Source organism: Streptomyces sp. NPDC004610 (assembly GCF_040609715.1).
In the GTDB taxonomy this organism is placed as follows: domain Bacteria; phylum Actinomycetota; class Actinomycetes; order Streptomycetales; family Streptomycetaceae; genus Streptomyces.
Genome location: NZ_JBEXLA010000010.1, coordinates 242,076 through 254,963, shown reverse-complemented (window position 1 = coordinate 254,963; position 12,888 = coordinate 242,076). Strand labels below are relative to the sequence as shown.

Genomic DNA, 12,888 nt, shown 5'->3' with positions numbered 1-12,888 from the left:
GGGGTATCAACATATCTGGCATTGATTTTTGGCACGCTGTTGAGTTCTCAAGGAACGGACGCTTCCTTTGTACTCACCCTCTCGGGCTTTCCTCCAGGCGCTTCCCTTCGTGTCTCCGACTCTATCAGATCCTTTTCTCGATCCGATTCCCTGTCGGCGGGATTGTCTGGGGCTTTGGGCTATTCGCCCGGCGGCCTTTCGACATTCACTACGCTAGCGGACTCTCCGCCCGATTCATAATCGGGGTTCGGGGGATTCGAATTCAGGCATGCGGACATGACTGAATAGACCCCGTCGAGGGTTCTCGTAGCTAGTGGGTTGGCCGCTCCGGCTGCTGACTAGCGCAGTACCCGGTTCAGCGGCTCGGGCCACGTTACGCACCTTCCGTGGCCGCGTCAACTTCGGCGGCGGCGGGGTGCGTGGGCCCGATAGGGGCTCACCGTGGGGTCGTTGGCGATCCAGAAGCGCCAGGGGTGGATGTCTCCGTCGCCGCCCGCGCCGGAGACTCCAGTGCGGGGGCCGTTGCGTACCTGGTCAGTGGGGGCGGGGGTGCCGGCGAGGATGCGGAGCGGGGTGTCGTCGGTGGTGCAGGCGTCCGTGCCGTCCAGGGCGCGGTCCACGTCGAGGGCCGTGGCGAGGCGGGCCGGGCCTTTGGCCAGTTCCTTGTCATTTCGGGCCGAGATTCGACGTTTGCGAGCGAGGTCGGCGCCCTCGATGATCTCGCCGGCCCGGAGCAGGACCGCGCTGGCGGTGCCGTCGGGGCCGCAGACCAGGTTCATGCAGTGCCACATGCCGTAGGTGAAGTAGACGTACACATGGCCGGGTGGGCCGAACATGACGGCGGTGCGCGGGGTGCGGCCGCGGTAGGCGTGGGAGCCGGGGTCGTTGGGTCCGTCGTAGGCCTCTACTTCTGTGAGGCGGAGGGCGATGGGGCCCTCGGGGGTGGTGCGGAGGAGGACGCGGCCCAGGAGATCGGGGGCGACTTCGAGGACGGGGCGGTCGAAGAATCGCCTGGGCAGGGGCGTACGGTCGGGGGTCGCGATCACGCCGTCCGAGGGTAGTGCAGGGCGGGGGTGCGGAACCGGACACCGCCGGATCGCGTTTGTATGGGTCAGGGATTACCGGAATGAGGAGTGACATGGCGTTCAAGAAGCTGCTCGCGAGTCTGGGGGCCGGCGGGGCTTCGGTGGAGACGGTGCTGACCGAGGTCAATGTCGTGCCGGGCGGGGTCGTGCAGGGTGAGGTGCGGATCCAGGGCGGGTCCGTGAACCAGCAGATCGAGGCGCTGTCCGTCGGGCTTCAGGCCAAGGTCGAGGTCGAGACCCAGGACTCGGAGTACAAGCAGGACATCGAGTTCGCGAAGCTGCGGCTGGGCGGTGCCTTCGAGCTGGCGGCCGGGAATGTGCACACGGTGCCGTTCGGGCTGGAGATCCCGTGGGAGACGCCGATCACGACGATCGAGGGGCAGCCGCTGCCCGGGATGCACATCGGCGTCTGCACCGAGCTGGAGATCGCGCGCGCGGTGGACTCCGGTGACCTGGACCCGGTGAACGTGCATCCGCTGCCGGCGCAGAAGGCGCTGCTGGACGCGTTCCTTCAGCTGGGCTTCCGGTTCAAGAACGCGGATATGGAGCGCGGGCACATTCGGGGGACGCGGCAGAAGCTGCCGTTCTACCAGGAGATCGAGTTCCTGCCGCCGCAGCAGTACCGGGGGCTGAACCAGGTGGAGCTGAGCTTCGTCGCGGACTCGAACGCCATGGATGTGGTGCTGGAGATGGACAAGAAGCCGGGGCTCTTCAGCGAGGGCAGCGACACCTTCCGTTCTTTCCAGGTCGGGCTGCAGGACTACCAGGGGACCGACTGGGCGGCGTATCTCAACCAGTGGCTGTCCGAGGTCGGTTCCAAGCGGAACTGGTTCTAGGCTCGTAGGCCACTGAACCATCCGATCAGGAGGTACCGAGGTGTCCGAGCCGAAGAGGCGGCCTCTCCCCCATGACTTCCATCCGCCCGTGCCCGCGTTCGCGGTCACGAGTGAGGATGTCGCGGAGGGCTCGACCCTGGGGGACGCCCAGGTCTTCGCGGGCGGCAATGTCTCGCCGCAGCTGCGGTGGGAGGGGTTCCCGCCGGAGACCAAGAGCTTCGCCGTGACCTGCTACGACCCCGATGCGCCGACGGGCAGCGGGTTCTGGCACTGGGTGCTGTTCGACATCCCGGCCTCGGTGAGCGGGTTGCCGGCGGGTGCGGGGTCGGGCGGGTTCGTGGGGCTGCCCGAGGGTGCGGTTCATGCGCGCAACGACTACGGCACGAAGGACTTCGGGGGTGCCGCGCCGCCTCCCGGGGACGGGCCGCACCGCTATGTCTTCACGGTGTACGCGGTGGATCAGGAGAAGCTCGGCCCGGACGCGGACGCCAGTCCGGCCGTGGTCGGCTTCAATCTGCGGTTCCACGCGCTGGCACGGGCCCAGCTGATCGGTGTGTACGAGAACGCCGGGCAGGGCTGAACCGCTCAAGGTTCACCGAACGTTTGCCCGCCTCTGGTCTTGGAAGTGATCAGAGGCGGGCATTTTTGTTGCCGGGGGCGCGAGGGTCATCTCTCGGTGCCACCTCGCGGAGCGGCAGATATTGCGTTGTCCATCTCGGCGTGCCCGGCCAGAGTTGATCCCAGCCCGCCGGGGGGTGGGCGGGTGCGACACGGGAGGTGGGCTGGATCATGCGCGACACGCTGGTGCTCAACGCGAGCTTCGAGCCGCTGTCGACGGTGACCTTGAACCGCGCGGTGGTTCTGGTGCTCCAGGACAAGGCGGTCGTCGAGCAGGCCCACCCCGAGCTGCGGATGCGTGGGGCCGCCGTGGACATTCCGGCACCCCGGGTGATCCGGCTGTGCAGATACGTCAGGGTGCCGTTCCGAAGACAAGCGCCGTGGTCTCGGCGGGGGGTGCTGGTCCGGGACCGGCACCGGTGCGCCTACTGCGGGCGGCGGGCGACGACCGTGGACCATGTGCTGCCGCGCTCGAAGGGCGGTGGGGACACCTGGCTGAACACGGTGGCCTCCTGCGCGGAGGACAATCACCGCAAGGCGAATCGGACGCCGTCGGAGGCGGGGATGCCGCTGCTGCGGGAGCCGTTCGAGCCGACTCCGGCGGACGCGATGCTGCTCACTCTGGCCCAGGACGACTACGAGGCGCTGCCTGAGTGGCTGTCTTCGGCGGCTGCGTAGAGACGGCGGTTGCCCTGGAACTGGTGTTCCCCGCGCCCCTGGGAGGGGTGCGGGGAACTGGTGCGTTCTGTGTCAGTCGATGGAGGGCTTCTCGCGGCGTTCGGCCGGGGCGGGGGCCGCGTTGCCGTTGCCCGAACCGCCGCCGAGGCCGCCGAAGTTGCCCATGGCGCCGGAGAGGCCCTTGAGGGCGTCGCCGATCTCGCTGGGGACGATCCAGAGCTTGTTGGCATCGCCCTCGGCGATCTTCGGGAGCATCTGGAGGTACTGGTAGCTCAGCAGCTTCTGGTCGGGGTCTCCGGCGTGGATGGCCTCGAACACCGTACGGACCGCCTGGGCCTCGCCCTCGGCGCGTAGGGCCGCGGCCTTGGCCTCGCCCTCGGCGCGCAGGATCTGGGACTGCTTCTCACCCTCGGCGCGCAGGATCTCGGACTGGCGGACGCCCTCGGCCTGGAGGATCGCGGCGCGCTTGTCGCGGTCGGCGCGCATCTGCTTCTCCATCGAGTCCTGGATGGAGGTGGGCGGTTCGATCGCCTTCAGCTCGACGCGGTTGACGCGGATGCCCCATTTGCCGGTGGCCTCGTCGAGGACGCCGCGCAGGGCCGCGTTGATCTCCTCGCGGGAGGTGAGGGTGCGCTCCAGGTCCATGCCGCCGATGATGTTGCGCAGGGTCGTGACCGTGAGCTGCTCGATCGCCTGGATGTAGCTGGCGACCTCGTAGGTGGCGGCGCGGGCGTCGGTGACCTGGTAGTAGATGACGGTGTCGATGTTGACGACCAGGTTGTCCTGGGTGATCACCGGCTGCGGTGGGAAGGGGACGACCTGTTCCCGCAGGTCGATGCGGTTGCGGATGGTGTCGATGAATGGTACGACGATGTTCAGGCCCGCGTTCAGCGTGCGCGTGTAGCGGCCGAACCGTTCCACGATCGCGGCGCTCGCCTGCGGGATGACTTGGATCGTCTTGATCAGGGCGATGAAGACCAACACCACCAGAATGATCAAGACGATGATGACCGGTTCCATCGTCTCTGCCCGTACCCTTCTCCGCCTCGGCAGACCTACGGTTGCAGATCTTATGCTTGTTGAAGATCTTGCTGGTCGAGTCTGTCAGACCGTCGTATGCCCCGGGGGTCGTTCGGTTCACTTGATTCCCGCGCGGGTCAGATGACGATCGCCGTGGCTCCTTCGATGTCGACGACGTCCACCTGCTGGCCCGCCTCGTAGCTGCGGTCGGTGTCCAGCGCGCGGGCCGACCAGATCTCGCCGGCGAGTTTGATCCGGCCGCCGCCCGAGCCGTCGACCCGCTCCAGGACGACGGCCTGTCTGCCCTTCAGCGCGTCGATTCCGGTGGCCAGTTGGGGGCTGGCCCGGCGGTGCCGGGCCGCGATGGGCCGGACGACGGCGACCAGGGCGACCGAGACGATGACGAAGACCAGGACCTGTGCGACGACACCGCCGCCGAGCCCTGCCACTCCGGCTGCCGCGAGGGCGCCTATGGCGAACATCCCGAACTCCGGCATCGTGGTCACCACGAGCGGGATGCCGAGTGCCGCCGCGCCGATGAGCCACCACACCCATGCGTCGATGTCGTTCACATGGTCAATGGTATGGCTGCGGGCCGGTTCGCGGACAGGGTGCAAAAGGGGCTGTCAGCCCTGATCCCAAGGGAGTTCAAGGGGTATGGGGCGGGTGAGGGGTGAGAGGTCGGGGGTGATTCAGGGTTGGCTCGGGGCCGGCTCGGGGTCGTTTCCGGCGCCGGGGTGGGGAGGATCAGGACAGGGGCAGGCCCTGGGCCGTCCAGCGGTCGCCGACCTGCTCCACGACGAGCGGGAGGCCGAAGCAGAGGGAGAGGTTGCGGGAGGTGAGTTCCAGCTCCAGCGGGCCGGCGGCGAGGACCTTGCCCTGGCGGATCATCAGGACATGGGTGAAGCCGGGGGCGATCTCCTCGACATGGTGGGTGACCATGATCATGGAGGGGGCGATCGGGTCGCGGGCGAGCCGGCCGAGACGGCGGACCAGATCCTCGCGGCCACCGAGGTCGAGCCCGGCGGCGGGCTCGTCCAGCAGGAGCAGTTCGGGGTCGGTCATCAGGGCGCGGGCGATCAGGGTGCGCTTGCGCTCGCCCTCGGAGAGGGTGCCGAACTTCCGGTCGAGGTAGTCGGACATGCCGAGCCGGTCGAGGAAGGCGCGGGCGCGCTGCTCGTCGACCTCGTCGTAGTCCTCGTGCCAGGTGGCGGTCATGCCGTACGCGGCGGTCAGGACGGTCTGGAAGACGGTCTGGCTCTTGGGGAGCTTCTCGGCGAGGGCGATGCCGGCCATGCCGATGCGGGGGCGCAGGTCGAAGACGTCGACCTTGCCGAGGGTGTCGCCGAGGATGGTGGCGGTGCCCTTGCTGGGGAAGAGGTAGCTGGAGGCGATGTTGAGGAGGGTGGTCTTGCCGGCACCGTTGGGGCCGAGGATGACCCAGCGCTCGCCCTCCTTGACGGACCAGGAGACGTCGTCCACCAGAGCCCGGCCCTCGCGGATGACGGTTACGTCCTCAAGCTCCAGAACATCGCTCATGAGCGCGTTGTCTCCCCTTGCTGTGTGGCCGGACTCGGCAGTCGCGTACGCCTTGGCTCGGGCCCGCCACGCCGGTGGGACAGGCCCTCCACGAAATCTACGCCACCGGCCGCCCGGTCCATTCCATCGGTCCGGTCCTTAGGCTGGACACATGCTCTCGGAACCGCGCTCTGGACGCCTCGCCGCTTGGGGAAATGCCCTTCTTGCCGGACTTGTTTCGCCGGATGACGCCGTGCTGGCCATCGTCGGGGAGGACGCCGTGCACCGGGTGGCCGGGCTGCCCGGGGAGTCCGCGCCGGTCGGGCTGACGCTGGCGCTGGGGCGGCTGCGCTCGCTCGGGGCGGGCGGGCTGCGGATCGCGTTGCCCGCGCCCGGTCACCCGCTGGGGCTGAGCGGGCCGCCGGAGTTCAACGCGCGGGCGCTGGACGCCGAGGAGGCAGTGATCTGCCACGGTGCCGCGTTCGGTCTGGTGCCGGAGGTGACGGAGGCCGGGCCCGAGGGCGATGTGCATGTGGAGGTCGTCTGGCACTGCCTGGCGGTACGGGAGGCGCCGCCCGCGGACGTGCCCTCGCTGGGGGAGGCGGAGCGGGAGCTGGCGGAGGCGCTGCGGGAGGCGACCGAGGTGCTGACGCGGCTGGATCTGACGGCGTCGGGGCCGGTGGCGGAGGCGGCGATCGAGGCGTACCGGGCGCGGGCCGAGCGGGGGCGGGAGGTGCTGGCGCCGGGGTACCCGCCACGGGCGGTGCGGGTGCTGGAGCTGGCGCAGCGGGTGGGGCTGCTGGTCTCCGTGGCGTACGAGAACGGGGACGGGGGTGCGGGTACGGGGGCGGTGAGCGCGTCGGAGCTGGCGGCGCGGGGGGCGGCGCTGCGGCCGGTGGAGCGGGTGGCGCGGCGGGCGCTGGTGGCGGCGTACAACTCCGTGGTGGAGGAGCGGGAGAAGGGGGTGCGGTGAGGAGGGTGCGGTGAGGGGGTGCTCGGGGCTCGGGTTGCCGGTGGCGGGGGGTGCGCGCACGGGCGTCCGTTGCGGCCTCGTCCTCAGGTGCCGGACGGGCCCGTGGTGGGGGGCCATGAGGAAGGGCCCCCGAGTCGTCATTGACTCGGGGGCCCCTCCGGCGCCGCGGTGTGTCAGCCGTTGGCGGCCTGGTTGCCGAAGGCCGGGTTCAGCAGGCCGACGACGTTGATGGTGTTGCCGACGACGTTGACCGGGACGTGCACCGGGACCTGGATCGTGTTGCCCGAGACGACGCCCGGGGACTTGGCGGCCACGCCCTGGGCGCCCGCGTCGGCGACCGCCGCGCCCGCGGAGGCGCCGACGGCGATACCGGTGACGGTGAGGGCCAGGGCGGCCTTCTTGGCGATGTTCATGAGAAGCGTTTCCTCCTGCTGTTGCGTGTCCGACCCGGGCGCGGGTCGTGCGCTGGTCAACGCTGAGGCGCGCGGCACGGCACGGTCGGGCCGGTCGAAGGGCCCGTTCGGATCAATGGGCCGACAAAGCAATGGGCGGACAAGTCACTGGGCCGACAAGTCGCTGGACGGACAAACGGACCGGCCTCCCGGAGAGCGCCCGGGAGGCCGGAGGTCACTGCTGTGCTACGACGACACTCAGTGGTTCACACCGAGGTTGCCGAAGGCCGGGTTCAGCACGCCGATGACGTTGACGCTGTTGCCGACGGCGTTGACCGGGACCTCGACGGGGACCTGGATGACATTGCCGGACACGGCACCCGGAGAGGCTTCGGCCTGACCGGTCGCCAGCGAGCCGTTGGTGGCGGAGGCCAGGCCGGCCCCGGCGGCCACGAGCCCGCCGGCCATCATCGTCACGGCCGCTGCCTTCTTCAGGTTCTTCACTTCTCAAGTCCTCCTCGCGCTCGCCACGGCAGTCGCCGTGGCACGCATGGAGAACGGCCGGGCGCCGTGGAGGATGCGCCATCCGGGGGACATTCCCACGACGGTATGAATCTCACCCCGGAAGGGAACCTTCCGAATTACCGCACGGAGCGGTTACGGGCCGATCGTGAATCGGTCGTCATCCGGTCACACCATGACGTACGGCCCACAGCGCGGCCTGGGTGCGGTCCGCCAGGTCGAGTTTCATCAGGATGTTCGAGACATGCGTCTTGACGGTCTTCTCGGAGAGGACGAGGGCGCGGGCGATCTCGCGGTTGGAGCGGCCGTCGGCGATCAGCGCGAGCACCTCGCGCTCCCGGTCGGTGAGGGAGCCGCCTCGGCCCTGCCCGGTGGTGGACTCCTCCTGGCAGATGAGGGCGTCGGCCACCTCGGGCTGGAGCAGGACGTGCCCGGCGTGCACCGAGCGGATGGCGCCGGCCAGGGCGTCGGGGTCGACGTCCTTGTAGACATATCCGGCGGCGCCCGCGCGCAGGGCCGGGACGACCGTGCGCTGCTCGGTGAAGCTGGTGACGATCAGCACGCGCGCGGGGTGGCCCAGTTCGCGGAGCTTGCGCAGTGCCTCGACGCCGTCCATGCCGGGCATCTTGACGTCCATCAGGACGATGTCGGGGCGCAGCTCCTCCGCGCGGGCGACGCCCTCGGCGCCGTCGGCGGCCTCGCCGACGACCTCGATGTCGTCCTGTACCTCCAGGAAGGTGCGCAGTCCCCGGCGGACCACCTGGTGGTCGTCGACGAGCAGCACCCTGATTGCGTCAGCCACCGGGGACCTCCATCTCGATCGTGGTGCCCGTGCCGGGCGCCGATTGCACGCTGAGCCGGCCGCCGACGCCGCTCGCGCGGTCGCGCATGGAGACCAGGCCCAGATGCCGGCCCGCGCGGCGGACCGTACGCGGGTCGAAGCCGCCGCCGTCGTCGCGGACGCGCAGGACGGCGCCGGGGCCCTGGCGCTCCAGGACGACCTCGACGCGGACCGCCCCGGAGTGCCGGAGCGCGTTGTGCAGGGCCTCCTGGGCGACGCGCAGGACGGCCTCCTCCTGGGCGGCGGGCAGGGCGCGCATCCCGCGCGCGCTGAAGGTCACCCGGGCGCTGTGGGCGCGGTCGAGGACCTGGATCTGGGTGCGCAGGGTGGCGACGAGGCCGTCCTCGTCCAGGGCCGCCGGGCGCAGTTCCACGACGGCGGCGCGCAGTTCGTCGGCGGCCTCGGCGGCGAGGGCGGCGACCTGGTGCAGTTCGTCCTTGGCGCGGGCCGGGTCGCGGTCGACCAGGGCGGTGGCGGCCTGGGCGGTCAGGCGCAGGGAGAACAGCTTCTGGCTGACGGCGTCGTGCAGTTCATGGGCGAGGCGGGAGCGCTCCTCGGCGATGGTCAGTTCGCGGCTGCGCTCGTAGAGGCGGGCGTTGGTGAGGGCGATGGCGGCGTGCTGGGCGAGGATCGCGAGCAGTTCCTCGTCGTCGGCGGTGAAGCCGCAGCCGCCGTCGGGGCGGGGGCAGTTCTTGTTGGCGAGGAACAGGGCGCCGATGATCTCGTCGCCGTCGCGGATGGGCAGGCCCAGGAAGTCGGCCAGCTCGGGGTGGGCGCTGGGCCAGCCGCCGAAGCGGGGGTCCTTGCGCACATCGGCCAGGCGCTGCGGGGTGGCGTCGTGGAGCATGGCGGCGAGGATGCCGTGCTGGCGCGGGAGGGGGCCGATGGCCTTCCACTGGTCGTCGCTGACGCCGTCGACGACGAACTGGGCGAAGCCCCCGTGGTCGTCGGGGACGCCCAGGGCCGCGTACTCGGCGTCGAGCAGCTCTCGGGCGGAGGCGACGATCGTCTTGAGGACGTCGTGCACCTCCAGGTGCCTGCTCATGGCCAGCAGCGCGGCGCTGACCGCGGCGAGGCCGGACCGGGGGCCTTGACTCATGACCTCACGGTACCGGCGGGCACCGACAACGGGATCGGGCCGGCGTCGGCCCTGGTCTGGGCCTCGGGACCTAGGACCGGGGACCCAGGATCGGCGGCGTAGGGCGAAGGGACCCCTCGGGTTGCGGCCCGCGGCCGAGGCGGTGGGCGTGGGGGCGTTCCTACGGTGGGGCCGTACCGCCGGAGCGTGCGGCGGCCGAGAACGAGGAGACGTGGGCCATGCCGGTTGCGATCATCACGGGGGCGTCGAAGGGGCTGGGGCGGGCGCTGGCCGAGGCGCTGGCGGCGCGGGGCTGGGACCTGGTGCTGGACGCCCGTACCGCGGAGGTGCTGGAGGGGACGGCTCAGGCGCTCGGGGCGCACGGCACGCGGGTGGTGGCCCTCGCCGGGGATGTGACGGACGAGGGGCACCGGGCGGCGCTGGTGGCGGCGGCCTGGCGGATGGGCGGGGTGGATCTGCTGGTGAGCAATGCCAGCGCGCTGGGCACCGAGCCCCTGGTGCGGCTGGAGGAGCTGCCGCTGGCGGGGCTGCGGCGGGCGCTGGAGGTCAACGCGGTGGCGGCGCTGGGGCTGGTGCAGGAGGCGCTGCCGCTGCTGCGGGTGTCGGGCGCGGGCACGGTGATCGCGATCAGCTCGGACGCGGCGGCGGAGGCGTACGAGACCTGGGGCGGCTACGGGGCGTCCAAGGCGGCGCTGGACCAGCTGGCGGCGGTGCTGGGGGCCGAGGAGCCGGGGCTGCGGGTCTGGGCGGTGGATCCCGGGGACATGGCGACGGACCTGTATGCCGCCGCCGTACCGGAGGACGGGGATCCGCGGCCGGTGCCGGGGAGTGTGGTGCCGGCGTTTCTGCGGCTGCTGGACGAGCGGCCACCGAGCGGGCGCTACTGCGCGCCGTCGCTGCTGGAGGGTGTGCGGTGACCCCGGCCCTGCGGGTCCCGGAGGAGCTGTCCGCGCGGGTGCCGGCCGAGCAGCGGGGGCCGGGGCTGGGGCGGGACGCGGTGCGGCTGCTGGTGTCGCGGGGGACGGAGGTGGCCCATCACGTCTTCGCCGAGCTGCCGCGGCTGCTGCGGGCCGGGGACCTGCTGGTGGTGAACACCTCGCCGACGCTGACCGCGGCGGTGGACGGGACGCTCGGGCACGCGCGCGTGGTGGTGCATTTCTCGACCCGCGGGGACGACGGGCGGTGGTCGGTGGAGCTGCGCGAGCCGGACGGGAGGGGCACTACGCGCGCGCGGGCGGGCGGTCCGGAGGGGGCGGTGGTGGGGCTGCCCGGGGGTGCGGGGCTGGTGTTGGAGGAGCCGGTGGGTGGGGGGATGGTGGGCTCGGGGGTGGTCGGCTCGGGGGTGGTCGGCTCGGGGGTGGTCGGCTCGGGGGTGGTCGGCTCGGGGGTGGTGGGCGTGGGGATGGCGGGCTCGCGGCCGGTGGTGGAGGAGGCGGTCGGCGCGGGGGCGGGGGGCTCGCGGCCGGTGCTGGAGGAGCCGGTCGGCGCGGTGGGGCGGCGGCTGTGGTGGGCGCGGGTGTCGGAGCCGGATGTGCCGGGGCTGCTGCGGGAGCACGGGCGGGCGATTCGTTACTCCTATACGGAACGGGATCAGCCGCTGTCGGCGTACCAGACGGTGTTCGCGCTGCCGTCGGCGGACGGGAGCGGCAGTGCGGAGATGCCGAGCGCGGCGCGGCCCTTCACGGCGCGGCTGGTGGCGGAGCTGGTGAGCCGGGGGGTGCAGTTCGCGCCGGTCAGGCTGGACACGGGGGTGGCGTCGGCGGAGGCGCACGAGCCGCCGTACCCGGAGCGGTTCGCGGTGCCGGAGGCGTCCGCGCGGCTGGTCAACGCCGTGCGGGCGGGTGACGGGCGGGTGATCGCGGTGGGGACGACGGCGATACGGGCCCTGGAATCGGCGGTGGGGCCCTCGGGGGCGGTACGGGCGGCGGCCGGGTGGACGGACCTGGTGGTGACCCCGGAGCGGGGCGTACGGGCCGTGGACGGGCTCCTGACCGGGCTGCACGAGCCGCAGGCGTCGCATCTGCTGATGCTGGCGGCGGTCGCGGGGCGGGCGGCGGTCGACCGCGGGTACGAGGCGGCGCTGCGCGGGCGCTACCTCTGGCACGAGTTCGGAGACGTGCATCTCCTCCTTCCGGAGGAGGGCCCTCACTCTGAGAGTTGCTCCGGCAACTGTTGGTGAGGTTCCCCCTCCGTTGATGTGAGCCCGCACATATCGCGCACATCACGTACGAAGGTGAGTAGGAGATCAAGACCCTCCATGTGAACGGGACAGACAGCCCAGTCTGTCCCGTTTTGCACTTCCCGGGTCCACTACCCGGCTTCGTACGTCACACCTTTGCCAGGCAATTTTGCGACCGCTAAGAATGGCTGCCGTCGCTCAGCGCCGCGGGTCTCGTTCCGCGGCTTTCTCGCGGACAGTCCCCTGTCTCGGCGGATGTTGAGCGGCCCCCGCTACTCGAAGAGGTCCCCTCGCCATGCCGAAGAACATTGAGCTTTCCGGTCTTGCCGCTCGGACCGGTGCCACCCTCCGGAACGGCCTGTCCGGGCTGTCCGGTGCCGCCGCCCGTGGGCGGGCGCTGCCCCGGCAGCGCAAGGCCGCCCTCGCCGGTGTCGGCGCGCTCAGCGCGGCCACCCTGGCGTTCACCGTGGTCCCCGCGAACGGCGAGACCGCCACCACCGCCACCCCCGGCGCTGCTGCCGCCGCCGCTCCGCAGATCAGCTACAGCTCCGAGCCGATCAAGGACGTCAAGGCCAGCATCACCGACCAGCTCGCCGGTGCCAGCGTCAAGATCGAGGCCATCGAGGCGAAGAAGCAGGCCGCCCGGGACGCCGTCGCGCAGAAGCAGACCGCCGCCGAGGCGGCCAAGGCCAAGGCCGAGGCGAAGCTGCGGGCCGCGGCGAAGGCCGCCGCCGAGCGCCGTGCCGAGCAGCAGGCGAGCCGCTCCGCCGAGCGCCCGCAGAGCAAGCCGGCCGCCCCGTCGTACCCGAACAACCTCGACGGGTGGATCCGGGAGTCGCTGGACGTCATGGAGTCCAAGGGCATCCCCGGCAGCTACCACGGGCTGCACCGCAACATCATGCGAGAGTCCTCCGGCAACCCGAACGCGATCAACAACTGGGACATCAACGCCATCAACGGCGTGCCCTCCAAGGGGCTGCTCCAGGTGATCCCGCCGACCTTCGCCGCGTACCACGTCTCCGGTACGCCGAAGAACATCTACGACCCGATCGCCAACATCGTCGCCGCCGCGAACTACGCGGCCGACAAGTACGGCTCGATCGACAATGTGAACGGGGCGTACTGAC

The 12,888-nt window shown here is 71.1% G+C and carries 15 protein-coding genes; 7 read left to right on the top strand and 8 right to left on the bottom strand.

Annotated features, from left to right (window positions below):
- Positions 1-395: 395 nt before the first annotated feature.
- Complete coding sequence (locus ABZX40_RS14270) at positions 396-1,046, bottom strand: DNA-3-methyladenine glycosylase (RefSeq protein WP_355735312.1); 651 nt, start codon at positions 1,044-1,046, stop codon at positions 396-398.
- 92 nt (positions 1,047-1,138) lie between these two features.
- Between ABZX40_RS14270 and ABZX40_RS14265 the strand changes: the two genes are divergently transcribed.
- From ABZX40_RS14265 to ABZX40_RS14255, 3 genes are all read left to right on the top strand, one after another.
- Positions 1,139-1,921 carry a sporulation protein gene (locus tag ABZX40_RS14265; protein ID WP_355735309.1) on the top strand — a complete coding sequence of 261 codons (783 nt, stop codon included), beginning with the start codon at positions 1,139-1,141 and terminating at the stop codon, positions 1,919-1,921.
- 40 nt (positions 1,922-1,961) lie between these two features.
- Entirely contained in the window at positions 1,962-2,501 is a 540-nt protein-coding gene (locus tag ABZX40_RS14260) for a YbhB/YbcL family Raf kinase inhibitor-like protein (protein WP_355735307.1), read from the top strand.
- Between the two features lie 209 nt (positions 2,502-2,710).
- Positions 2,711-3,217 (top strand): HNH endonuclease, encoded by a 507-nt coding sequence (locus ABZX40_RS14255; RefSeq protein WP_355735304.1) that lies wholly within the window; start codon positions 2,711-2,713, stop codon positions 3,215-3,217.
- 72 nt (positions 3,218-3,289) lie between these two features.
- Here ABZX40_RS14255 and ABZX40_RS14250 read toward each other — a convergent pair whose 3' ends face one another.
- The 3 genes from ABZX40_RS14250 to ABZX40_RS14240 form a co-directional block, all read right to left on the bottom strand.
- Entirely contained in the window at positions 3,290-4,237 is a 948-nt protein-coding gene (locus ABZX40_RS14250) for an SPFH domain-containing protein (RefSeq protein WP_355735301.1), read from the bottom strand.
- A 137-nt stretch (positions 4,238-4,374) separates the two neighbouring features.
- Entirely contained in the window at positions 4,375-4,809 is a 435-nt protein-coding gene (locus ABZX40_RS14245) for an NfeD family protein (protein ID WP_355735298.1), read from the bottom strand.
- Positions 4,810-4,984: 175 nt separating this feature from the next.
- Positions 4,985-5,776: an ABC transporter ATP-binding protein gene (locus ABZX40_RS14240; RefSeq protein ID WP_355735295.1), complete on the bottom strand. Its 792-nt coding sequence runs from the start codon at positions 5,774-5,776 to the stop codon at positions 4,985-4,987.
- A 151-nt stretch (positions 5,777-5,927) separates the two neighbouring features.
- Between ABZX40_RS14240 and ABZX40_RS14235 the strand changes: the two genes are divergently transcribed.
- On the top strand, positions 5,928-6,728 hold the full coding sequence (locus ABZX40_RS14235; RefSeq protein WP_355735293.1) for a hypothetical protein: 801 nt from the start codon (positions 5,928-5,930) through the stop codon (positions 6,726-6,728).
- A gap of 173 nt (positions 6,729-6,901) precedes the next feature.
- Here the strand turns inward: ABZX40_RS14235 and ABZX40_RS14230 are convergent, their stop codons facing one another.
- The 4 genes from ABZX40_RS14230 to ABZX40_RS14215 form a co-directional block, all read right to left on the bottom strand.
- A complete protein-coding gene (locus tag ABZX40_RS14230) occupies positions 6,902-7,141 on the bottom strand; it encodes a chaplin (RefSeq protein ID WP_355735290.1) in 240 nt (79 codons plus the stop codon).
- Between the two features lie 237 nt (positions 7,142-7,378).
- Positions 7,379-7,624 carry a chaplin gene (locus ABZX40_RS14225; RefSeq protein WP_355735287.1) on the bottom strand — a complete coding sequence of 82 codons (246 nt, stop codon included), beginning with the start codon at positions 7,622-7,624 and terminating at the stop codon, positions 7,379-7,381.
- Between the two features lie 178 nt (positions 7,625-7,802).
- Entirely contained in the window at positions 7,803-8,444 is a 642-nt protein-coding gene (locus ABZX40_RS14220; protein ID WP_355735285.1) for a response regulator transcription factor, read from the bottom strand.
- Entirely contained in the window at positions 8,437-9,582 is a 1,146-nt protein-coding gene (locus ABZX40_RS14215) for a GAF domain-containing sensor histidine kinase (protein ID WP_355735282.1), read from the bottom strand. The genes ABZX40_RS14220 and ABZX40_RS14215 overlap by 8 nt, the downstream gene beginning before the upstream one ends.
- 218 nt (positions 9,583-9,800) lie before the next feature.
- Here ABZX40_RS14215 and ABZX40_RS14210 point away from each other — a divergent pair, with 218 nt between their 5' ends.
- From ABZX40_RS14210 to ABZX40_RS14200, 3 genes are all read left to right on the top strand, one after another.
- Entirely contained in the window at positions 9,801-10,499 is a 699-nt protein-coding gene (locus tag ABZX40_RS14210; protein ID WP_355735279.1) for an SDR family NAD(P)-dependent oxidoreductase, read from the top strand.
- Positions 10,496-11,761 carry an S-adenosylmethionine:tRNA ribosyltransferase-isomerase gene (locus ABZX40_RS14205; protein ID WP_355735276.1) on the top strand — a complete coding sequence of 422 codons (1,266 nt, stop codon included), beginning with the start codon at positions 10,496-10,498 and terminating at the stop codon, positions 11,759-11,761. Before ABZX40_RS14210 ends, ABZX40_RS14205 begins: the two co-directional genes overlap by 4 nt.
- A gap of 295 nt (positions 11,762-12,056) precedes the next feature.
- A complete protein-coding gene (locus ABZX40_RS14200) occupies positions 12,057-12,887 on the top strand; it encodes a transglycosylase SLT domain-containing protein (RefSeq protein ID WP_355735273.1) in 831 nt (276 codons plus the stop codon).
- Position 12,888 lies beyond the last annotated feature (1 nt).